21 protein-coding genes, 3 pseudogenes and 3 riboswitches are annotated in these 21,859 nt (G+C 43.1%); of the genes and pseudogenes, 7 read left to right on the plus strand and 17 right to left on the minus strand.

What is annotated here, in order from left to right:
• Positions 1-19 precede the first annotated feature (19 nt).
• Entirely contained in the window at positions 20-841 is an 822-nt protein-coding gene (locus BFI01S_RS11070; protein WP_061792676.1) for a manganese catalase, read from the plus strand.
• 16 nt (positions 842-857) lie between these two features.
• On the plus strand, positions 858-1,562 hold the full coding sequence (locus tag BFI01S_RS11075; RefSeq protein ID WP_061792677.1) for a DUF1287 domain-containing protein: 705 nt from the start codon (positions 858-860) through the stop codon (positions 1,560-1,562).
• Between the two features lie 121 nt (positions 1,563-1,683).
• Here BFI01S_RS11075 and tenA read toward each other — a convergent pair whose 3' ends face one another.
• The 4 genes from tenA to BFI01S_RS11095 form a co-directional block, all read right to left on the minus strand.
• The gene (gene tenA, locus BFI01S_RS11080; RefSeq protein WP_061792678.1) at positions 1,684-2,373 is read right to left on the minus strand and encodes a thiaminase II; all 690 of its coding nucleotides are present in this window, start codon (positions 2,371-2,373) and stop codon (positions 1,684-1,686) included.
• Between the two features lie 60 nt (positions 2,374-2,433).
• A riboswitch (TPP riboswitch) is annotated at positions 2,434-2,535 on the minus strand.
• A 280-nt stretch (positions 2,536-2,815) separates the two neighbouring features.
• A complete protein-coding gene (thiW, locus tag BFI01S_RS11085; protein ID WP_061792679.1) occupies positions 2,816-3,304 on the minus strand; it encodes an energy coupling factor transporter S component ThiW in 489 nt (162 codons plus the stop codon).
• A gap of 114 nt (positions 3,305-3,418) precedes the next feature.
• A riboswitch (TPP riboswitch) is annotated at positions 3,419-3,534 on the minus strand.
• A gap of 69 nt (positions 3,535-3,603) precedes the next feature.
• Entirely contained in the window at positions 3,604-3,987 is a 384-nt protein-coding gene (locus tag BFI01S_RS11090; protein ID WP_061792680.1) for a DUF302 domain-containing protein, read from the minus strand.
• A 103-nt stretch (positions 3,988-4,090) separates the two neighbouring features.
• Complete coding sequence (locus BFI01S_RS11095; RefSeq protein WP_061792681.1) at positions 4,091-5,200, minus strand: alpha-hydroxy-acid oxidizing protein; 1,110 nt, start codon at positions 5,198-5,200, stop codon at positions 4,091-4,093.
• Positions 5,201-5,362: 162 nt separating this feature from the next.
• Between BFI01S_RS11095 and BFI01S_RS11100 the strand changes: the two genes are divergently transcribed.
• The 3 genes from BFI01S_RS11100 to BFI01S_RS11110 all read left to right on the plus strand — a co-directional run bounded on the left by BFI01S_RS11100 (position 5,363) and on the right by BFI01S_RS11110 (position 7,339).
• Positions 5,363-5,755, plus strand: a complete 393-nt coding sequence (locus BFI01S_RS11100; RefSeq protein WP_061792682.1) for a PaaI family thioesterase — start codon at positions 5,363-5,365, stop codon at positions 5,753-5,755.
• 143 nt (positions 5,756-5,898) lie between these two features.
• Positions 5,899-6,126: a helix-turn-helix transcriptional regulator gene (locus BFI01S_RS11105; protein ID WP_412729505.1), complete on the plus strand. Its 228-nt coding sequence runs from the start codon at positions 5,899-5,901 to the stop codon at positions 6,124-6,126.
• A gap of 664 nt (positions 6,127-6,790) precedes the next feature.
• Complete coding sequence (locus BFI01S_RS11110) at positions 6,791-7,339, plus strand: GNAT family N-acetyltransferase (protein ID WP_061792684.1); 549 nt, start codon at positions 6,791-6,793, stop codon at positions 7,337-7,339.
• Between the two features lie 51 nt (positions 7,340-7,390).
• On the opposite strand, the gene BFI01S_RS11115 is transcribed toward BFI01S_RS11110, so the two are convergent.
• The 5 genes from BFI01S_RS11115 to phoD all read right to left on the minus strand — a co-directional run bounded on the left by BFI01S_RS11115 (position 7,391) and on the right by phoD (position 11,777).
• Positions 7,391-8,173 carry a TerC family protein gene (locus tag BFI01S_RS11115; protein ID WP_061792685.1) on the minus strand — a complete coding sequence of 261 codons (783 nt, stop codon included), beginning with the start codon at positions 8,171-8,173 and terminating at the stop codon, positions 7,391-7,393.
• A 14-nt stretch (positions 8,174-8,187) separates the two neighbouring features.
• Positions 8,188-8,313 carry an FbpB family small basic protein gene (locus BFI01S_RS22490; protein ID WP_076258308.1) on the minus strand — a complete coding sequence of 42 codons (126 nt, stop codon included), beginning with the start codon at positions 8,311-8,313 and terminating at the stop codon, positions 8,188-8,190.
• Positions 8,314-8,632: 319 nt separating this feature from the next.
• Entirely contained in the window at positions 8,633-9,628 is a 996-nt protein-coding gene (locus BFI01S_RS11120; protein WP_061792686.1) for a hypothetical protein, read from the minus strand.
• Positions 9,629-9,800: 172 nt separating this feature from the next.
• Positions 9,801-10,007 carry a sec-independent protein translocase protein TatAD gene (gene tatAD / locus BFI01S_RS11125; protein ID WP_061792687.1) on the minus strand — a complete coding sequence of 69 codons (207 nt, stop codon included), beginning with the start codon at positions 10,005-10,007 and terminating at the stop codon, positions 9,801-9,803.
• A 15-nt stretch (positions 10,008-10,022) separates the two neighbouring features.
• Entirely contained in the window at positions 10,023-11,777 is a 1,755-nt protein-coding gene (phoD, locus tag BFI01S_RS11130; RefSeq protein WP_061792688.1) for an alkaline phosphatase PhoD, read from the minus strand.
• 310 nt (positions 11,778-12,087) lie between these two features.
• Here phoD and BFI01S_RS11135 point away from each other — a divergent pair, with 310 nt between their 5' ends.
• A complete protein-coding gene (locus BFI01S_RS11135) occupies positions 12,088-12,405 on the plus strand; it encodes a hypothetical protein (RefSeq protein WP_061792689.1) in 318 nt (105 codons plus the stop codon).
• Between the two features lie 238 nt (positions 12,406-12,643).
• On the opposite strand, the gene BFI01S_RS23035 is transcribed toward BFI01S_RS11135, so the two are convergent.
• The 6 genes from BFI01S_RS23035 to BFI01S_RS11155 form a co-directional block, all read right to left on the minus strand.
• Positions 12,644-12,766 (minus strand): FbpB family small basic protein, encoded by a 123-nt coding sequence (locus BFI01S_RS23035; protein WP_115596651.1) that lies wholly within the window; start codon positions 12,764-12,766, stop codon positions 12,644-12,646.
• Positions 12,767-12,834: 68 nt separating this feature from the next.
• Entirely contained in the window at positions 12,835-13,701 is an 867-nt protein-coding gene (gene purU / locus BFI01S_RS11140) for a formyltetrahydrofolate deformylase (protein WP_061792711.1), read from the minus strand.
• Between the two features lie 138 nt (positions 13,702-13,839).
• Positions 13,840-13,940: riboswitch (glycine riboswitch) on the minus strand.
• 156 nt (positions 13,941-14,096) lie between these two features.
• A complete protein-coding gene (locus tag BFI01S_RS11145; protein WP_061792690.1) occupies positions 14,097-15,284 on the minus strand; it encodes an MFS transporter in 1,188 nt (395 codons plus the stop codon).
• Positions 15,285-15,420: 136 nt separating this feature from the next.
• Positions 15,421-15,591: a hypothetical protein gene (locus BFI01S_RS24705; protein ID WP_254624304.1), complete on the minus strand. Its 171-nt coding sequence runs from the start codon at positions 15,589-15,591 to the stop codon at positions 15,421-15,423.
• Positions 15,592-15,652: 61 nt separating this feature from the next.
• On the minus strand, positions 15,653-15,952 hold the full coding sequence (locus BFI01S_RS24710) for a hypothetical protein (RefSeq protein WP_411814600.1): 300 nt from the start codon (positions 15,950-15,952) through the stop codon (positions 15,653-15,655).
• A gap of 297 nt (positions 15,953-16,249) precedes the next feature.
• Positions 16,250-17,614 carry an aspartate kinase gene (locus tag BFI01S_RS11155; protein WP_061792691.1) on the minus strand — a complete coding sequence of 455 codons (1,365 nt, stop codon included), beginning with the start codon at positions 17,612-17,614 and terminating at the stop codon, positions 16,250-16,252.
• Positions 17,615-17,949: 335 nt separating this feature from the next.
• On the opposite strand from BFI01S_RS11155, the pseudogene BFI01S_RS11160 reads away from it, so the two are divergent.
• Positions 17,950-18,479, plus strand: a pseudogene (locus tag BFI01S_RS11160) (response regulator); the annotation flags it as partial.
• On the opposite strand, the pseudogene BFI01S_RS11165 reads toward BFI01S_RS11160, so the two are convergent.
• Positions 18,480-18,995 (minus strand): annotated as a pseudogene (locus tag BFI01S_RS11165) (CheR family methyltransferase); the annotation flags it as partial.
• Positions 18,996-19,065: 70 nt separating this feature from the next.
• Positions 19,066-21,706 (minus strand): annotated as a pseudogene (locus BFI01S_RS11170) (response regulator).
• Positions 21,707-21,859 lie beyond the last annotated feature (153 nt).

Raw genomic sequence — 21,859 nt, forward strand, 5'->3', positions numbered from 1 at the left:
AAGAAATGGAGGAATTTAGATGTTTTTTCATGTAAAGGAATTGCAATTTGAAGCGAAGCCGGAACGTCCGGACCCCGTTTTTGCGAAAAAGCTGCAAGAACTGATTGGCGGCCAATATGGTGAAATGACCGTTGCCATGCAATACATGTTTCAGGGCTGGGCCACTCGCGGAAATGAAAAATATCGTGATCTTCTTCTCGATATTGGAACTGAGGAAATTGGACATGTGGAAATGCTCGCGACAATGGTTGCCAGACTGATGGACGATGCCCCTGTTAATCAGCAGGAAGAAGCAGCGAAGGATCCAGTCGTCGGCGCGATCATGGGAGGAATGAATCCCCAGCATGCCATTGTCTCCGGACTTGGTGCCCGTCCGGCTGACAGTGTAGGGAACCCTTGGATGGGTACTTATATTACAGCCAGCGGAAACTTATTAGCAGATTTCCGTTCAAACTTAAATGCAGAATCACAGGGCCGCCTGCAGGCTGCACGCCTCTATGAAATGACAGATGATAAGGGCATTAAAGATCTGCTTTCCGTCCTGATTGCCAGAGACGCATACCACCAAAACCAATGGGCTGCAGCAATAGCTGAGCTTGAGGAAAAAGAAGGCCTTCTTGTCCCGAGCACCTTCCCGCGGGAAAATGAACGCACAGATATCTCTTACACACTCTACAACCTGTCAGCAGGCGAAGAAAGCAGTACTGGCAGATGGGCACAGGGCCCTGCACTTGATGGCCAGGGAGAATACAAATATGTAAGCAATCCGAAGCCGGAAGGAGACAAGCCAATGCTTAAGCCTGCACCTCCAAATCTTCATAACACATTGCCAATGGATTAAAATACAAAACAGGCTGATGCATTCAGCCTGTTTTTTCCATAATCGGGTGCTGTTATTTTTCATTCTTTTTTTCCGGAGTGGAATCATTCTTGATTCCGTCGGCATTCATTATGAAAATCCTTTTGCAAAGAAATTGGAGGTGCCTGCTGATTATTCAAAGGCCGATTCAAATCTAAACGGCATTGCCGATCCACTTGATATTGTCCTGACAGCCAGAAAAGAAGTGGAACAGCGAACACCATATAAAAGTGCCTACTATTCGGGAGGCTATCCGCCCGATGGCGAAGGTGTCTGTACAGACGTGATTTGGAGAGGTTTCCAAGGGGCTGATGTAACCATAAAGGATCTTATTGATCAGGATATCGCCGAAAATACGGACTTGTATTCAAGAGTCCAGGGCAGGCCTGATCCGAACATTGATTTCAGAAGGGTGCCAAACCAGAATATCTTTTTTAGCCGGTTCGCAAAGTCATTAACAACAGAGCTGATTCCAGGAGATGTTAAGAACCTTCAGCAATGGCAGCCGGGGGACATTGTGGTTTTCCTTTCTCCTAAATTCGACCATGTGGCTTTCATATCTGACAAACGGACTAAAGATGGCATTCCATACGTAATACATAACTCCACCCCATTTGCAGCAGAAGTAAAACTATCTTCTTTTAAGACTCCCATTACCGCTCACTACAGATGGGATTTTGAAAAAACGCCTGCACTGCCATAAAGCAAATGCAGGCGTTTTTCTTATTAAATAAGAAAGTATAAAATTTTGAACTTCGATAACTCTCTAGCGCAAGCAGCCTGCCCCTCGAGGTGTCGGGGGTGAGCGAGTCGCTTACGCTTTTCTATCTGACTGCTGCCGGATTGCCCGCCGGCCACTCTTCGCAGGTATAAGCCATCTCCCAGAAACCAAGCTCCAGCTGGCAGCTTTTTTGGAAAGCATCTTTCATTCGCTGCCTTTCTTCCGGTGATGCCGCTTCAGCAAGTTCATCCAAACGGTTTCTCATATTCATGGTCACAGCTTCGACTCTAAGGTTTGCATAAAAAGAGATCCACGGATAAAACGGATGGTTCTCATCTGGCTCATATTGCTTCATGAGCTCAAGCCCAATTTCCCAATAAGTCCATGGGCAAGGCAATAATGCAGCGAGTATTTCACCCATGCCGCCTGTATGGGCATGATACATCATATGCTTTACATAATGATCGGCTGTCGGCGGGAGCGGATATCCCTGCAATGCTTCGTAATCCACCCCAATCTGCTGGCAAAAATTATGGTGGGGGTGTACTTCGCTGTTCAATACAAATTCTATTTGCTGGTTAAAGTATGCAATATCCTTACGTTCAGCTGACTTTGAAATCGCAATTCCGTAAATATGCATGAACGCATTCAAATACTCAAAGTCCGCTTTAATGTAATGAGCAAGCGCCTCTTTCGGCACATCCCCTCTCCCGATCCCCTGAACAAATGGATGTTCAAATATCAGCTGAAACAAATCTTCATTTTCCTTGCGCAGAATTTCTGAAAAAGTCATAAAAAATAGCCTCCTTAATTAAATACAGAAGCTGCCGGGGAAAAAGCATGAGGATATATAATGAGGTCCTCACTGCTTCCCTGCGCTGGCATTATCCAGATCAGGTTCCAAGGGACCAAGGAAAAGCTCCTTATCTCAGCCGTAGCGCCCCTAGCAGTTTTCTAACATTCTAATTGTTTTTTACCGATTTTCTAACTTGGTGTTTTTCTCTCATAAATTTTGAATTTCGCTCATAACTCTTAAAAATCGCTTATAAATTTTGAATTTCGCCCATAACTTTTGAAAATCGCTCATAAATTTTGAATTTCGCCCATAACTCTTAAAAATCGCTCATAAATTTTTGAATTTCGCCCATAACTTTTGAAAATCGCTCATAAAGCTTGATTGTTATGCTGCTCTCCCTTACTCTGCTAACCTATCTTACTTCTCCAGCCCAATATCATCACATATTCTGAACCAAATTCTTCTCTTTAACCTTCGCTAACACCAACAAGCCTATTGCCGCACCGGCAATGCTGCTGACCAGAAACGGCGGCACAAAGAAGAATGCACCATTTGCACTGCCCATGAGAAATTTTGCGTACGGAACAGCAAACAATGCTCCGATTATACCGGTGCCCAAAACCTCGCCAGCGGCAGCCCATATTTTCCGGCCGTATTTCAAGTAAAGGACACCAGCCAAAAACGCACCGATCATTCCGCCCGGAAACGCAAGCAGCGTCCCGAATCCAAGCATATTACGCAGCAAAGCAATCATAAAAGCAACGGCAGCTGCCGGCAGGGGTCCAAGAGTCACCGCTGCCAATACATTTACCGCATGCTGAATCGGATAGGCCTTGGCTATACCTGCCGGAAACCAGAGCAAATGGGATCCCAGTGTCCCAATCGCCGTAAATAGTGCCATCGTAGTCAACAATCGGGTTCTGTTCATCTAAACCTCCTTTCTAAAAGGGCAGCCTGATTGCTTATCTGGATGAGAAGTATGTATACAAAAAAGCCGGATCCCCACAAAGGACCCGGCTTGGTTTAAGTATATGAATCGACATACTGTCAAATCCTACTTCCCTCCGCTGGCATTAACCAGATCAGGTCCATAAGAGTCGGAAAGCTATAAGCGCTTTCCTCTCAGCCCGCACATTCGGGGCACCCCTAGTAGTTACATAGATATTTAATTTGATAAGCTGTTTCAAGCTTAACAAATTATTCCCGCACTGTCATCATTCTTTTAGATTATATACTTTTTTTGATGCACTGGATTAAGCGCTCTTCAATTTCTGCAGCGAAGATTTGAACAGATTCGTCATTGATTAGCTCAATCATACTTGTCGGCTTAGGCATCCCAATTTTCGTTTTGCCCTTGTCTTCATAGACGACAATTTTACAAGGCAGGAAGTAGCCGGCCATTTTATTCTGTGTTAAAACGCGATGAGCTTCATTCGGATTACATACCTCTAACACATGGAATGCCTCGTTATATTCCAAGCCTTTTTCCTGCAGCTTCTCCTGAACATTAAACTGCCATAGAACTCCGAACTTTTCGTCCTTCAGACTTCCTTCCAGTGAGGATATCGCATCTTTAATTGATTTTTCGGTTTCAGCTGTGTAATCGAACATGACTGCATCTCCTTTAGTATGGCATATTAATCATGTACCCCTACAGGTATATTATTAAACACAGTCTCAACTGTCAACAACCCAGGATTTTTTTAAGAAAGTTTTATCGAATTAACCGCAGACCAGCAATATCCTTTAAACTCCCCACCCCCGCAAGAGAGAGGGACACTTTTGTTTCTTCTATAAAGTTGGCAAGCACTTTTTCAACTCCTTCCTGCCCGCCAATGGCCAAGCCGTACACATACGGCCGCCCCAGACAAACGGCGTCAGCTCCCAGTGCCAGAGCCTTAACCACATCTGAACCTCTGCGAATGCCGCTGTCAAACAATACTGGAATCTGCCCTTTAACCTCCTTCGCAATCGGTTCAAGCGCATCAATCGCCGCAATCACTCCATCAAGCTGTCTGCCGCCATGATTGGAGACAATGATTCCGTCTACCCCTTTTTCAACGGCCAGCCTGGCATCTTCAGGGTGGAGAATGCCCTTTAATAAAATTGGCAGACTTGTTTTCTCTTTTAATCTGGCAATATGCTCCCAGCTTAATGTTGGATGATGAATATTATCAAGGATTCCCTGTACGACATCGCCGTCCTGGAGAGAAGCCATAAAGACTGGATCGCTTTCATAATTTGCTTTTCCGTAGCCAAGCTTTAACGGGGAAAAGTTATTTCTTAAATCGGCTTCCCTCCATCCCATCATAACCGTATCAACCGTTAACACAATTGCCTCATACCCTGCTTCCTCCGCACGGCGAATCATGCTGAATGATACTTCTTCATAATTGGACCAATATAATTGAAACCATTTTGGACTCGTGCCAGTTGCTTTAACGATTTGTTCAATGGAGTAACTGGATACTGTGCTTTGTATAAAAGGAACTCCAAACGAAGCTGCCGCCCGGGCAGATGCCAGCTCTCCCTCACTGTGTTCAAGGCGCTGCATTCCAATTGGTGCCAGGAAAACTGGATAAGGATATGTTTTTCCAAATAAGTTCACACTTATATCCGGCACTGAAACATCTCTAAGCATTCTTGGTACAATTGAATATTTTGCAAAGGATTCGATATTCTTTTTCAGCGTTTCTTCTCCGCCGGCTCCTGATTGGACATAGCCAAATCCGCCGGCCCCTATCACTTTCTCTGCTTCTTCTTCCAGTTCCTTAAATGAAATCGGAAAGTTTTCTGCGAAACTAATATTCTCTACTTTTGCCACTTCCAGCCCCGCCTTTTTTTGAATTTATTGAAAATAATATCATTTTTTTTGATTTTAAGAAACCTTGTATTAATTTATAGAGCCTCTTATCAACAAATTAGCAGGGATTTTACAAAAAATCTGGAATTACCATTTTAACTTAAAGAAATTGGAGTGTAGCAAATGCTAATCAAACAGCCTTTTGATGAGTTTCTGAAATTCCATTACGAAAGAATCAGTGAAAGCCATATGAAAGTCACTTTGCCCATCCAGCCGCTCTTTATTAACAGCGCCGGACTGGTGCATGGAGGGATCATTTCCACTCTGGCGGATGTAGCGATGGGGAATATTTTCGAGCCCGATGAAAACCAGATGCAATCAGTGGTCACTGCTGATTTGAAGGTCAGTTTCTTAAAGGGGGCCACAGGTGAATATCTTATTGCCGAAGCTCACCTTGTAAAAAGAGGAAGAAGCCTCAGCCACACAGATTGCCTGATTTACAATGATCAGGACCAGGTGGTTGCCAAAGCATCGGGGATTTTTGTAACTATCAAAAATATAGGGAATACGCTATAGAGCATGTAAATTGGAAAAGAAGTCACGGGTTTTGCCAAATAGTTTCTAAGCCTCAACAGGCTTTTTTTTTGAAAAAATGTAATATATATTTTACTTTATATAAATATATATTACAATAAAGGGAAGAAAAGGAAATGAAATGAGTGAGGCACTTGAAAGAGTTCACTATAAAAAACAAGGTAAAGCTTGTACGCATTGAAAAAGGGCGTTTAACTCAGGGAGAACTGGCAAAGCTTGTTGGCGTAACCCGGCAAACGATGAATTTGATTGAAGCACAAAAATACAACCCGACCATACGTGTCTGCCTCTTAATCAGCAAACACTTGGAAATACCTTTAGATGAGCTGTTTTGGATTGATGAGAACCATTAAAGGAGGAAATGTAATGAATGTAAACAGCTGGACTACATTTTCCCCTTCTTGCTTTTCTTAACTATAGTTTAAAAAAGAATACAAGAAGGATTAAGCTCCCTCAGCATAAAATAATCTAAGGCCAGAGACTTAGATAAGAAAAGCGCAAGCGCCTTGCCCACGAATGAACGGAGACTAAGAACGCCACGTCCTGTGGCAACGTCTGCATGACCCCCATCCTGGGGGCCTCAAGCACAAGACGAGCCTCACGGAAAGGCGTCCTTTGCCTTTTGGGAGGCTCGTCTTGTGACCTCGAGGGGGTAGGCGCTGGAGCTAGACAGTTATCGACGTTCAAAATTTTATACTTTCTTACCTTTTAAGAAAGCAGGGATTATCCTGCTTTTTCTAATACTCTATCTCATCATAATCATTAGGCAGCGGAACCGGCTGATCCCCCTTATATTTTCCAAACTCATTGACAAGCTCCCTCTCCTTTTGGACCTTGTGCCTGTTTTTTATTTTGCTCATCTCTTCTAGTCAATTCATTTGCTCCTTCCTTATGGTTCTTTAAATTAATTTGTGCTAATTACTATTATTTAAAGCTTACTTTAGAAGGATTTTTCCTGAACTCTGTAAAATAGATAAGAAACAGCACAAGCAGATGATTAATAAGAAGGAGATTCCCATGTTAAAATTAGAACCTTTTACAGAAAAAGATTTCGATTTGCTCATCAGCTGGATCAGCACACCCGAATTAATGGTTCAGTGGAGCGGTGCTCATTTCAAATTCCCGCTTGATCACGAACAGCTTGCTAAGTATATCCGCTCTGCGAATCTGGAAACCAGCTCGGATTATATCTGCAAAGTTATAGCAAACGATGAAATCATCGGTCATATTTCCCTTGGCAGAGTAGACCGTGTCAACGAAACTGCGAGGATTGGCAAGGTTTTCATCCACCCCGCAGCACGGGGGAAAGGGTATGCTTCAGAAATGATTCATCAAATCCTGAACTTAGCCTTCCAGGAGCTAAAATTAAATAGAGTCAGTCTCGGGGTTTTTGATTTTAATCTGCCTGCTATTAAGATTTACGAGCAGGCAGGTTTCCAAAAAGAAGGACTTCTCAGGCAGACCAATAAAGTTAAAAATGATTATTGGAGCTTAATAGAAATGAGCATCCTGAAAGAAGAATGGCAAGCCAGCGCCGGGCTCATGGGTATTCAATCAAACGTTTGATTGAATAGTGCTCATTAAAAAAACAGGGCGGAAAACCCCCGCCCTGCTTGATCAGCTTGCTTTTTCCTCTGCTGGCATTTCCTGTTTTTCCTTGGAAAGGAACCATCCAGCTAACGCAATACCAATTAAGACTGCATAGAAAGTAACTTTCCATCCGGTCGACTTGGCAAATCCTTCTGGCAGGATGGCCAGCGCCGGATGGGACATTGTGTAGACAGCCAGTTTAACACCAACCCATCCGACAATACCAAACGCTGCAATCTCAAGTCCAGGTCTCCTGTGAAGAAGATCCACAAAGAGGTTTGCAGCAAAACGCATAATAATCAATCCGAACATACCGCCGGCAAAGATGACAAAGAACTTTCCGCCATCAAGCCCGCCTACATGGCCAAGTCCTGAATCCGGAAGCGCTACAGCCAGTGCTACAGCTGCAAGGATTGAGTCTACTGCGAAAGCAATATCAGCAAGCTCCACTTTAAAAACAGTCATCCAAAAGCCTGACTTTTTCTTTTCTTTCGTAACCCCTGCATCTTCCTCGCCTTTTTTCACAAGGAACTTTCTTAAAATGTGGTTAGCCGCGATGAACAGCAGGTAGAGCGCTCCAATGGCCTGAACCTGCCAAACATCTACTAAAAACGAAATCGCAAATAGAGATCCGAATCGGAAAACAAAGGCTCCTGCCAACCCGTAGAATAAAGCTTTTTTCCTCTGCTCCTCCGGAAGATGCTTAACCATAATCGCCAGCACCAGCGCGTTATCAGCAGCCAATAAACCCTCCAGCGCCACAAGCAGCAGCAGCACCCATCCATACTCAAGTATTAGTGATAATTCCATCTAAACAACCTCCCTTATTTCACCTTTGTGTATTTTTCGTCTAAACGCTTTTCAATTTTCTCAAGCATTGCTTGATCTCTCAGCAGCTCTTCTTTGTTTTTCTTAATTAGTTCAGCAAATGATATCTTAGCTTTTTTCATCTTGGTCTCCTTTCCTTTATTTTTTAAGTATTGAAAGCTTCGCACTGTTTCCCTGCAGTTATGTCGATTGAGGATTTTCATTGCCTGTCTTTATAGGGGAATAAAAAAACCTCTACCAGCAAGCGGTAAAGGTTTAAAAAAACAAAAAGACCTTTACCTGAAACAGGCAAAGGTCTTGCTAACAACGTTAAGGTTGCCAACAAAGCCGGGAGCACTTAACTCCGAAATGACGACTCTGCTGTAAAAGCTACTCCCCTTTAGGAGAAACTATTCAACTATTTAAATTAATCATATTCCATTTTGTTCAAAATGTCAATGCTTATGCAAATCGGTAATAAATTAAAATGAATGTAGCAAGGACGAAAATAAAATTCAGGAATACAAACACAAATTGATCCCCCTTAGTTTTGTGCAGCTTGATCGGCGGGTTATAGAAAGACACCCCTTCAATGATGAAAATAATCAGCACACTATGGATCATAAAATGACCGATCACTTCTGTCATGCCAAACAGCATTGTGGTAGTGATGAAAATAACTGTCACGACGAAGCCAACTACACGGTTAAGAATCCCTACTACAAGAAGGTAACCGACCACAAATTCAATGAATGCAGCCATAACAACGAATGCAGCAGGTGCAAATCCGAATGTAGGGACTCCATGATTGGCCACAATATCCAGTGACATGCTTGGATATACCCATTTTTCGACAGCCACCCAGCATAAAGATAAACCTGTGCCCAAATATAAGAATGGAAATCCAACCTTCTCGAGCTTCGTGCTGCCGACCATCAGGACTCCAATAATGGCAACATAATATCCATAATCAAGCATATGGAAAATGCCATTCTGCATGGTAACGTACACAAACAGCCCCAGTAAAATAACCGCTCCGGCCTTTGTGGAGATATGATGAGGAATTAGCAGAAAGCCAATCGTAGCCCACGTTAATATCATAGCAATCGTGCTGGTTAAATGAAATTCAGGCGCAAACAATGTTCCGTTCGTTACCTGGATTATTAACGCCGCAGCAGTTCCATACTTCAGGATATATCTGCTGTATTTGCGGAATCCTGAGAGCCAGTCATCAAGCTTTTTGACTTTAGCCCATTGTGAAGTCTTTGGGATAATCAATGTCAATAGCGCAAGGACAATCGCAGCCGCCAGGGCCAGTCCCATGAATAAAGGTGATAATATATTTTCAATGGTTTCCTTATGAGGCGCCACATTCGTGAACCATTTCACATGAGCGCTTGTAAAAAAAGGCGTCATGACTAAGCCTATTATTAATAATAACTGAAATATTTTTTTCATGGTTTGTTATGCCTCCTTGGTGGCATTTAAAATTATTAAACAATATTAGTACAGTATTAATATAATATACTTCTTGTTGTTATGGATTATTCAAAAATGAACATTATGTGAAATTATTCACATATTAATACACATAAAAATACAGGCTAATTTGCACCTGTATTTTTATTCCCTACTTTTCTCTTTTCAAATCTGAAAGTGCCGGCTTTTTCTCTTCTTTCATTCCCTCATCTGACACTATGTCTTTTGCCGCGCTTTTAAACTCAGTTAATGTCCGCCCAAACGCCCTCCCAATTTCGGGAAGCTTGGATGGCCCAAATATGATCAAGGCAATGACAAGAACAAGAATTAAGCCTGGAATGCCAATGTTAGAAATCATCTTCTCACCGTCCTATTAATGTAATACCTTTTCGTGCTTTTTCTTAAGCTGCTTTTCATGTGCCCGGTTATGGGCACGATGACGGTCTTCCTCAACCTCGGCAGATATTCGGACTCCCTGAGGGACAGCAGAAGCCGAAACCTGCTTCAATCCAGCCTGATCTTTTTCAAAAACAAATGATGCTCTTGTTGAAATATCCGCTCCTGGCTCTGTTACGAATGGAAGAACCCGATAATCCGCACGCCATTGCTCTGGTGTTACCCGGCAGCGGACATAGCCTCTATAATTATTAAAAAACTTAATATGCGGATTCTCTGCAAGCGTCTTTTCCGTATCTGCTCTCACATCTGATCCGTTCCCTCCTGATGTGATAGAGGTTCCGACAAATTCGGCCCCAATTAGCTTTGCATTTGGATCATCATAGTCTGTTAGAATATTGGAAGCCCAGCTTGCATGAACATCTCCAGTCAGGACGATCAGATTTTCGATATTGTTTGAAGCTGCGAAATCAGCCAGGCGCTCCCTGGCAGCAGGATATCCATCCCATGCATCCATGCTGAACTTCGGCGAAGCACTTGTCCCGAAGTTCCTCTGGACAAAAAACACCTGCTGTGCAAGCACATTCCAATGGGCATGGGAGGTACTAAGATTGCTTTCAACCCACTGTTCCTGTTCTTTGCCAAGGAGAGTCCGGGCTGGATCAAGCGACTCCGGTGTATGCGGCTTGCTCCCATCACCATTTGCCTGGTCATCCCGATATTGCCGGGAATCAAGCACAAGGAATGACGCCAGGCTGCCATAGCTGAACTCCCTATACAACTGCATACCATCACCATTTGGCATGGAAGATAACCGGAGTGGCATGTGCTCATAGTATGCCTGATAAGCTGCTGCCCTGCGTTTAATAAATGCTTCAGCTGACTGGCCTTTTTCCGGAATCCCTCCTGCATAGTTATTTTCCACTTCGTGGTCATCCCAAGTGACCACCCAAGGGAAAGCAGCATGAGCTTCTCTAAGATGCTGATCAGATTTATACTGAGCATGGCGATTCCGATAATCTTCTAGAGAGATAATTTCCTGCCCGCTATGATGGCGGACATTTCCTGTTGGTGAAATATATTCATTTGGTCCATATTCATATATGTAGTCGCCAAGGTGAATGACAAAATCCAAATTTTCCTTTGCCATATGCTGATAGGCTGTAAAAAGTCCATGTTCATACTGCTGACATGAAGCATATGCAAATGATAACCCTGATACTTTGGCACCCGCAGGCGGAAGTGTCTTTGTTTTGCCGATTGGGCTAAGCTCATTGCCGCTTTTAAAACGATAATAATAAACAGTGTTTGGCATTAAGCCTTCTGCCTCCACATGCACAGAATGCGCCAATTCCGGCACTGCAATTTCAGTCCCGTGTTTAACAACTTTTCGGAAGTGTTCATCTGCAGCAAGTTCCCATTTGACCGGTACAGCATGATTTGGCATCCCGCCTCCATTAAGTGGATCGGGTGCTAGCCTTGTCCATAAAACCACACTGTCAGAAAGAGGATCTCCTGATGCGACACCGAGCGTGAAAGGGTATTTGCTGAACTTAGGAGCAGCATCAACCTTTAGATTACCCACCCCTAATGACTGCGCCATAGCCAGCGCCAGCGAAAAACCGGCTATTTTCCCTGCACCAGATAGAAAGCTCCGGCGGTCAATGTCCCTCTTTAAGTTCTCTTCATTAAACTTCCTGATTAAATCATCAATCGATCTCTCATTGTTCATTTTCTTCACCTCTTAACATGGATTCACAATTGATTATAAGAGGTGTTTTTTAAAGTAATATGAAGACATGTAAAGGAAGAAAATAGATTCCCTGCCTATTTTATCAGGGCTTTTGTAAGGATTTGGTTGTTCATTCAGCCTATAATCTATATTTGCGGTCAACAATCCTTTGTATTCCCGCACCTTTTGCCCCAGATTTTTTTACAATATAAACATAGAATATTAACGAATCCTGTCAGATTCTTTTAGTTTACTAATCTTTAAATAGTGGTTATGATGGTAGTTATAAATCTTGCAAAGGGGTGAGGGAATGAGGACACGTCAGGTAATGCCACTTTTACTGCTGTCTGTGTTTTTATCCTTTCTCATTACCCAATATCCTGGTGTCCATTATAATGACATTCCAATGGACCAAAGCAAAGCGGTAACAGTTTCGGACTTTACCGAGAGCTTCCTATTAAAAGATGATCCCAAAAAGCATATCTTTACTTTGGATATCATCTCTTTATCCATTACAATTCTGACAGTTATCCTTTTTGTATATAGTGCTCTGCACATTGCCCGCAGGAGAAAGATATTTTATACTCCAATTTTCTACGAGGCGAATTATGTCATTCACGCTCCTTAATTGTCCAACCAAACAATTAAAGGAGGAAGACATAATGTGGATTAGATTTTTAATGATTGGGTTATTTTCATTAACAGCTTCCAGCCTGTTCTTTTATCAGGGTATGGAAATGTATCATGCTTTCACAGATTTTTTTAGACAAAAATAAGAAGTTGGCGCCCAGGGATTCCCTCCCTGGGCGTTTTTATTTCATAAAAAACCCGGCCTGTTTTATTCCCAGGCCGGGTTTCCTTTCTTACTATGCTTTTGCATATTTATCGTCTATTTTTTTTTCGATCTTCTCAAGCTCACTGCGATCTTTTAAAAGTTCTTCTCTATTAACCTTTATCATTTCAAGCATTGATAATTTTTTCTTTTTCATTTCTGCTCACCTTCTTTCATGACGTTGGTAATCCTTCTGGATGCAAGATCTTCTTTTTTCAGTGCCGCTTAAAAAACAATCGTCTTATTGCCATGCACTATTACTTTGTCTTCCACATGCCAGGCGACTGCCTGTGCGAGGACCTGCCTCTCCACATGCCTGCCGGCAATTTTGAGATCCTGTGCAGTGTGCCGGTGGTTAACCCGCTGGACATCCTGCTCAATGATCGGGCCTTCATCCAAATCATTTGTTACATAATGAGCGGTTGCCCCAATCAGCTTGACTCCGCGGTTAAACGCCCGTGCATAAGGGTTGGCTCCCACGAAGGCCGGCAGAAAGCTGTGATGGATATTAATAATCCTGTTTGGATATTTGGAAATAAAGCTCGGCGAAAGAATCTGCATATATCTTGCCAGCACAATGAAATCCGCTTTTCCATCCAGCAGCTCAACCGCCTTTTGCTCGGCTTCCGCTTTTGTATCCGGCGTAATCGGAACATGATGATATGGTATTCCGAAACCCTCCACCACTTCCCTCATGTCGGGATGATTGCTGATCACCAGGGGAATATCCACTTCAAGCTCCTTCGATTTCCAGCGCCATAGCAGCTCGAGCAGACAGTGATCCATTTTAGAAACAAATATCGCCATCCGCTTGCGCTCGCCTTTGCCGCTCAGCTTCCACTCCATTGAGTATTCCCTGGCCATTTCAGGCAGATCCTCTTTCAGTTTTGAAAAGGACTCATCAAAATGGTTCATATCGAATTCAATCCGCATGAAGAAGATGCCTGCCATCGGATCGGTTGTGTGCTGGTCAAAATGGACAATATTCGCGTTATGCTCCAGCAGAAAGTTAGAGACTGTGGAGATGATGCCTGGCCTCTCTGGACAGGATATCAGCAATGTCGCCCGGTTTGCGTTAACATTTGTATTCATATAGATTCCTCCAACTGCCTTGCCATCCATATAAAAAGGACAGAAAAAAGGCGGCTTCTTTATCCCCCTTCTCTGTCCTTTTACCTGAGAGTTTGACCCCTTTGGTGTCGCAAAGTCCATGCGCGCTCTCCAGAGATGCGTCCGACTGAGGTTCTGTCTACCTGAGAGATTGGCTTCAAGGGTATTTTTGAAGCTTGCTCCTTCGGTGGCTACTGTATGCTCTCTCCCGCAGCCGTCATCCGCTCAATATTTTTGTTATTTTCAGAATAATGTATTTTTCGGTTTATGTCAATCGAACTAGGTTTCTTTCACAAAATTGCCACAATTGCAGCCTGGCTTTACTATGTGAAAAAGAAAAGTAAAAAAGCTTGAAGACAACGTCTCCAAGCCTTTTTCTACACAGCTGTCTTTGGTTTTGGCTCCTTTCTCTGCCAGGCAATCGTGATAAACAATGTAACGATCAATAGGGCCAGACCGAGAACAAACGGATAGGTTATCCGCACATCGTAAAGTAAGCCGGCAATCGTTGGCCCCAGAACGTTTCCAATGCTCATATAAGCATTGTTCATTCCCATCGCAAATCCCTGTTCATTACCGGCCATCTTTGAGATTAGCGTGGTTAAAACCGGGCGCAGAATGGAAGTTGCAAGGAAAATGATCAGCGAAATAACGAAGAAAAGTGCATAGCTGCCTGCAAACAGTGAAACTAGGAATCCTGACGCTGCAACAGCTAAAAAGATATTCAATACTTTTCCTTCTCCGAATTTATTAACCACCCGATCGACTACAAATAACTGAACAATAACACTAATGACCCCCGTTGAAGTCACCATAATGGCAATTTCCTGCGGGGTAGCAGCAAACTCATTATCAAGGTACAGCCCCAGAACTGACTCATACGCCATTAGTCCAAAGCTCATCACCAATGTAATGACAAGCGGAATAAAATAAGGCTTCTTAACGGACATGGCCAGTTTCTTGACCATCGGTTCCTCTTCAGGCATCTCTCCCGGCACTGTCTGCAATGTGCTGCTTTCCTCAAGGAGCACAATGGAGAATAGAACAGCCACTAGAGATACAAGCGCTGAAATCAGAAATGGCATTTTCAGGCCGAAGTCTGCCAAAAACCCGCCTATCCCAGGTCCAACCACAATTCCAAGTGACATCGCAGCTGATACAAGACCATTCCCTTTTGCCCGCTGCTCCATGGTAGTAATATCAGCAATGTAGGCAAAAATAGCTGGAATCAGCAAGGCAGCTCCAATGCCTCCAATGACACGTGAAAAGTAAAGCAGCCAAATGGAATCTACTGCATAAAAGACAAGCATGGATAATGTCAAACCAGCTAACCCGTAAATAATCATCTTTCTGCGGCCGTACTGGTCAGCCCATTTTCCCGCGATAGGAGAAAAAATCAGCTGGGCACCCGCAAAAATGGCAATCATCAGGCCTGCTGCCGTTCCTCCCTGATTAATGGATTCCAAATAAGCCGGCAAAATCGGAATAATAATCCCAAAGCTTCCGATTGCAATAAACATATTGATCATCAAAATGACCATCTTTTTCTTTTGATCCCCTGACAAAACGGATACCCCTCCTTCTATATGTGAAAAATTTACATTATTTTTTTCGGCACGCTAAATAGCTTATAATGAGACAGGCTGCTTTGTCAAAGGAAAAAAAAAGAGAAGCTCCAGCATGGGCTGAGGCCTCTTGCAGTTACCCTTTAAATTTGTCCGGGAATTGCTTCACAACCGCATCAGAAATGGCATCTGCCATCATAATAATATGAGACACTCCCTCATCAATCGAAACAATTCTCGCATCCCAATCCTTAACCAGGCTTGCTGTTAAATCATCTGTCACTAATTCAAGATGTGTGTATAGCAATTTTTTCACATCTTCATTATTTAGATTTGGATTGGCCCCGCTAAGAAATCCCGAGATATCATCAGCCGTTCCTAAACCATTCTTTGTTCAGCAGGTTCACCTTTGCTCCCTGACCTCTCTTAGCTGCCTCCGCGATATCACCCGCAATGACAATAGGCTCTTTAAGCAGTCCTGTCATATTAGCTCCTGCAGCTTCTCCGTAATAAGGCTTAATGGAATTCCCTATGTCCTCCTGATTTTTAAGCAGGCGGGCCAATACCTGCTTCTGATGCTCCGCTCCGGCAGTTGTGGCACTTGTAATATAGTTGCTTGTCCATAATACATGGTCAATCCAAAGTTTGCGGAATTCGTTTTCAAACATAACCTCTGACTGGGTAAGACACGGTTTTTATGCAGCTGCACTGCCCGGAGCTGCCAGCATATTCAGCGGTATGAGCAGCATTATTCCTATGACCAGTAATTTCTTCATATACTTTTCTCCTTCCTAATAGAAAAAGTTTCCTTCTTAGTTTGATTATCCTAAGATTTTTCATTCCAAAAAAAATAAAGCTCGAGGCTAATGCCCCAAGCTTTTTCAATCAAACGTTTGATTGATTGCATATATAGCCTATTTCCTTTGGCTCTTTTCGTATAAACATATTTACCTTCGCATAAATGATCACACTGCTGCCACCGCAGCAAAAAACTCATTATAAAGCGCCTGTACCGCACGTACCTCATCCGCTGCCTGCACGCCAAACATCATGCTCACTTCAGAGGAGCCCTGATTGATCATTTCCATATTTACTTTCGCTTTAGCAAGGGCTTTGGAGGCGCGGGCCATTGTTCCGATGTTCTGGCGCATTCCCTCGCCAACCACCATAATAAGTGAAAGGCTGTGCTGGATTTTCACCTCATCCGCTTGAAGTTCATGCTGTATACGGCTCAGAATTTCTTCCTCCATCCCATCAGTAAATTGGTTTTCCCTCAGGATAATGGAGATGTCATCAATTCCTGATGGTGTATGCTCATAGCTGAGGCCATACTCTTCCAAAATGGTCAGCAGCCTCCTCCCAAAGCCGACTTCCCTGTTCATTAAGTATTTGCCGACATAGATGCTGCAGAATCCCTGGTCACTGGCAATCCCGATCACAGGTCCGTTAGTGTTATCCCGCTCGTTCACAATCCTGGTGCCGGGAGCAGACGGATTATTCGTATTTTTTATCTGCACAGGAATTCCAGCCCGAAATGCCGGTACAAGCGCTTCATCATGCAGGACAGTAAAGCCTGCATAGGAAAGCTCCCGCATTTCCCGGTAAGTCAGCTCTTTGATTTCTTTAGGGCTTTCAACAATAAAGGGATTTACCGAATAAACGGCATCCACATCTGTAAAGTTCTCATACAAATCCGCCTTGGCAGCACCAGCCAAAATGGAACCTGTCACATCCGATCCGCTTCTTGAAAATGTGAACACCCGGCCATCCCTGCTATATCCAAAGAAACCCGGAAAAATGATGATCCCGTCCTGCTCCCTTAATGCAAACAGCTTGTCATATGCTTCAGGAAGCACCTGAGCGTTGCCGGGCTCCGGACTGACAAGCAATCCCGCTTCCTTCGGGCTCACATATCTTGCTTCTATGCCCTGCTGCTGAAAATATGCTGCAACAAGCTTAGCGTTATTATCTTCACCGCTCGCCTTGATCAAATCCATAAAAACTTCAGGATCGTGTGTATCACTGGAGAGCCTTGTTAAAAGATCCTCTCTGATTATATCTTTAATTTCCGAATCCAGCTCCAATTCATCCGCGATTTGGCCATACCGATCCAATACAGCTTCAGCCAAATCATCTGCTGCTTCCCCCTGAATCCGTTTCTCTGCACATGCGATTAATAAATCAGTAACCTTGTCATCCTGTGAAAATCGCTTTCCAGGAGCCGAGACAACAATGATCTTCCGCTCTGGATCGGCATTTACAATATTGAAAACCTTTTCGATTTGCTTTCCGGTTGCTAAAGAAGATCCTCCGAACTTCACGACTTTCATCCTGACATCTCCCAATCTCTGAAAATTTAATCTTTATTTTACTCTTATCCTCACAGAAATCAAGAGAAAATTCTCCTCTAAAAATACAAATGTTCACCCTAAAAACACACATAGTTATATTAATAAATTAATTTTACTTGATTTTTATGAATATAACGATGAATTATGTTATTTTAAAATAATAAAAGAAAACGCTTACAATGCATATTTATTTTAGGGGATAACTTAAGCAGGAAATAATCAGAATACTGGTTTTCATCCTCCCAGAATGGGGTATATGTTAAGGATATTTATATAAAGAATTAAATCGTAAAACACGGGAAGGGAAAAAGTCTATGGGAATCCTAGTTGTGGACGATAATCAAGCCAACTTATTTGTTATTCAGCATATATTAAAACGCGCCGGATATAAAGACCTTTTAACGTTTTCTTCTGCAAAGGATATGTTTCAGCATCTTCAGGGATATTCACCTTTTTCAGCCGATATAAAAGCAGACGTTATCCTCATGGATATTATGATGCCGGAGATGGATGGAATTGAAGCATGCCGGCGGCTTCAGCAGATTCCACATTTGAAGGATATCCCGGTGATTTTTGTAACTGCATTGGAAGACTCAAATAAAGTTGCAGAAGCTCTTGATGCAGGCGGGACCGATTATGTAATGAAGCCTATTATTCTGCTTCCCTTGTATGCATGTTTATCTCTTCTGTTCTCAGAGATGCCATCAGAACATGCAGTGATCCTGAATACGTTATGAAGGAACTGAATCGCTGGATGAATTCCCTGAATCAGCGCAATCAGAGAATTCCATATTATTTTACAGCTATTTACCTAGTCCTTAATAAAAAAGACAGAACAATCGAAAAAGGATTTTTTTCCGCCTGCCATAATGTAATTCTTTGTATAGAGCTGCATTTTTTGCAGAGGGATTATTCCGCTCTCTGCCTTTTTAAGCACCTTTTCATTGATGTCTGTGGCGTATATCTTCGTTCGTTCACCCAGCCCCTCTTCTTCCATCAAAATAGACATGGAGTAGGCTTCTTCCCCAGTCGAACAGCCTGCATGCCAAATTCTGATTTCCGGCAATTCTCTGAGCATCGGGATAACCTCATTTCGAAAAGCCTTAAAAAAGGCAGGGTCCCGGAACATTTCTGTAACATTAATTGAAAAATCGCTCAGTACCTTTTGCAGATACCCCTCTTCATGGATAACCTTTTCCGTGAGGCTTGTTATACTGGGCAGTCGATCCCTGCTTAGGCGATTTTGGATTCTCCTTGCAATTGACGAGCGCATATATTGCCGGAAATCATAACCGGATAAACTATAAATGGACTTTAAAAGCAATTCTATTTCTAATTCTTCCTTTTTCAATTCCTTCATTCCTCAACTTTCGAGAACAAAATGATGTTGACGGTGTCCGTATGTTGTCCGGACTGGTCCTCCCTGTCATCTATGAAAGCCATACTCTCATTACGGACAGCAGCTGTTCCAGTTTTAAAGGCTTGCTGATATAATCTGTTGCACCCGCTTCCATACACTTTTCTCTATCGCCTTTCATCGCCTTGGCAGTAAGGGCAATGATTGGAACATCCTGGTGCCTGTCCAGCCCGCGAAGCCTCTTCATGGTTTCATAACCATCCATAACCGGCATCATAATATCCATCAGTACAATGTCAATCTGTTCTTTACCCATTATCATATCGAGGAACTGCATCCCGTTTTCTGCTGTAAGGACATTCATGCCTTCTTTTCTCAAAGCATTTTTCAGCGCATAAATATTTCTGTGGTCATCATCTACAACAATGACTGTTTTGTCTTTAAGTTCCGTACCTGTATGCTGATCCTCTGCTTCATTATCCCCTTCAGCATCTTGTGTTTCAGCTGCCTCAGGCACTTCCGGAACAGGTTCAGCGGTTACAGCTGCCTCTTCAAAAGCAAGCGAACCCTGACGCTATTTCAGGCATTCCGTTTGGCAGATTCGGGATAACGAGTATAAACCGGCTTCCTTTTCCTTCTTCGCTCTCCACTTTGCAGATACCGCCTAGCAGCTGGGCAAACTCCTTGGAGATGGACAAGCCAAGGCCCGTTCCGCCGTATTTTCTCATTGTTGCGCCATCAGCCTGCTGGAAAGCTTCAAAAATCAGCTGCTGCTTTTCTGCCGGAATGCCAATACCTGTATCCACCACTGTTATTTTAAGCCAGTCCTCTGTATAGCTGGATAACGGCAAACCAAAGAAATCGCCTTTTGAAGCTTTTTCAAACGTGACTGCTACTGAACCTTCTTCCGTAAACTTAAATGCATTTGAAAGGAGGTTTTTCACAATTTGCTGCAGCCGCTGCTCATCGGTATTGAATACAGGAGGAACTTCTTCTGAAGATCTTACAGTAAATTCAAGATTTTTATGCTTTGCCACCTGTGTAAAATGCTGCTTCATCCGCTGCGACATTTCACTCATATTGACTTCCTCAAAGCTGATTTCCAGTTTCCCTACCTCTACCTTTGAAAGGTCCAGGATATCATTAATCAGGGTAAGCAAATCCTGTCCTGATGAGTGAATAACCTTGGAAAACTCCTTCTGCTCCTCAGTCAGGATTTGATCCGGGTCTTCCGCCAGCATTTCCGATAAAAGCAGGATACTGTTAAGCGGCGTACGCAGCTCATGCGACATATTTGCCAGGAACTCTGACTTGTATTTTGAGCTTAGACTCAGCTGTTTGGCTTTTTCCTCCAGTTCTTCCTTGGCAGCCTGAAGTTCTTCGGATTTCATTTCAGCATCTCTGGAGCGCTCTTCAAGCTGCTCATTAATCATACGCAGTTCTTCGGATTGACTCTGCATTTCTTCAGATTGCGCCTGCAGCTCCTCCGACTGGGACTGCAGCTCTTCAGCCTGCGCCTGAAGTTCCTCTGTCTGTGCCTGGGATTCTGCCAGCAAGCGTTCAATCTCCATTCTTCCTGAAATATTCGTAATGGCTATTCCTAATGTTTCAATTACTTTTTCTATTAGTTTGATCTGTGCATCAGTGAATGGCCTCAAGCTTGCCAGTTCCACAACTGCTACAGCCTCGTCTTTGAGCATGACGGGTGCCATCATGATGCTTTTCGGCCTGATATCTCCCAAACCGGTTGATAGGACCTTGTAATTCTCAGGAACATCTCGAAGGAGTACTGTTTTCTTATCCCTGACTGTTTGCCCTGTTATTCCTTCTCCCTCATAGAAAAAGTCTCTTCCTGCATCTTCAGCTCCATCTGCATATGCAGCCTGTTTCCTAAATACAGGTTTGCTTCCGCTATCATCTTTCACATAAACGACTCCAAGATTGGCTCCAGCGGCAGGTGCCAGCCTCGAGATAAAGTCATCTGCCAAATTGGCTATCGTGACATGCTGGCTATAGATACTAACCAATGAAGCAGACTGGCTTTGAATCCAATTCTGTTCACTAATTTCAGCGGAATAGCGCTGTTCTTTCTCGTAATAGTTCTCAAGGGAATCAGCCATCGAGTTGAAGGCTTTTGCAATTTCACCGATTTCATCTTTTGTTTCGATATTCAGCCTTGAAATGGAAGAAAGGTCCTGATAATCAATCTCCTTAATCCCTTTTGTAATCAAGCTGATGCTTCTGCCTGTGCTTCTGATCACCCAAACCGTTACTCCGATGATTAAAACAATCGCTATTGCAACCGCAGCAACCAAAGTTGATACTAACTGGCTATACGTTTCATTTGCACTTTCCAGTGAATCCGCCATAAGTCCTTCCTGATACTCTTTAAATTCACCCAGCTTGTTCAGCAGTGCGTTTCGGTTTTCTCTCTCACTTCTATATAATTCTTCCAAAGAATCCATTTCACGGCTTCCCATTAGTTCAGTGAAGCTGTATTGCATTTGGGCATATGATTCGTATGCCTGCTCCACTTCTTTTAAGAGCAATCTCGATTTCTGTCTATTTAATTCCTGCTATAAATCAATTATTCGGGTTTGTATCCCCTCATGGTTGGCTTTCACCAATTCAGCCGTCTTGGCTGAATCGCTTGAGTCTTTGTCGGTGAGCACGCCCAGCAGCTGCTGGTCTGTCTGGTAAAATAGCTGTCTGATCTCTGTAGCCTGGTTTACCTTATATTTGCTTTCTTTTAAAGCTCACCTGTTCTCTCCTTCTTTCCCCCGATTTTTCTTCATCATTTTTCTTGTTCATGTTCACGCTTATGAGATTAAGGTTTTAATAGACCAGCTTCTTTACCCTTATTTGTT

This window comes from Cytobacillus firmus NBRC 15306 (assembly GCF_001591465.1).
GTDB classification, from domain to species: domain Bacteria; phylum Bacillota; class Bacilli; order Bacillales; family Cytobacillaceae; genus Cytobacillus; species Cytobacillus firmus.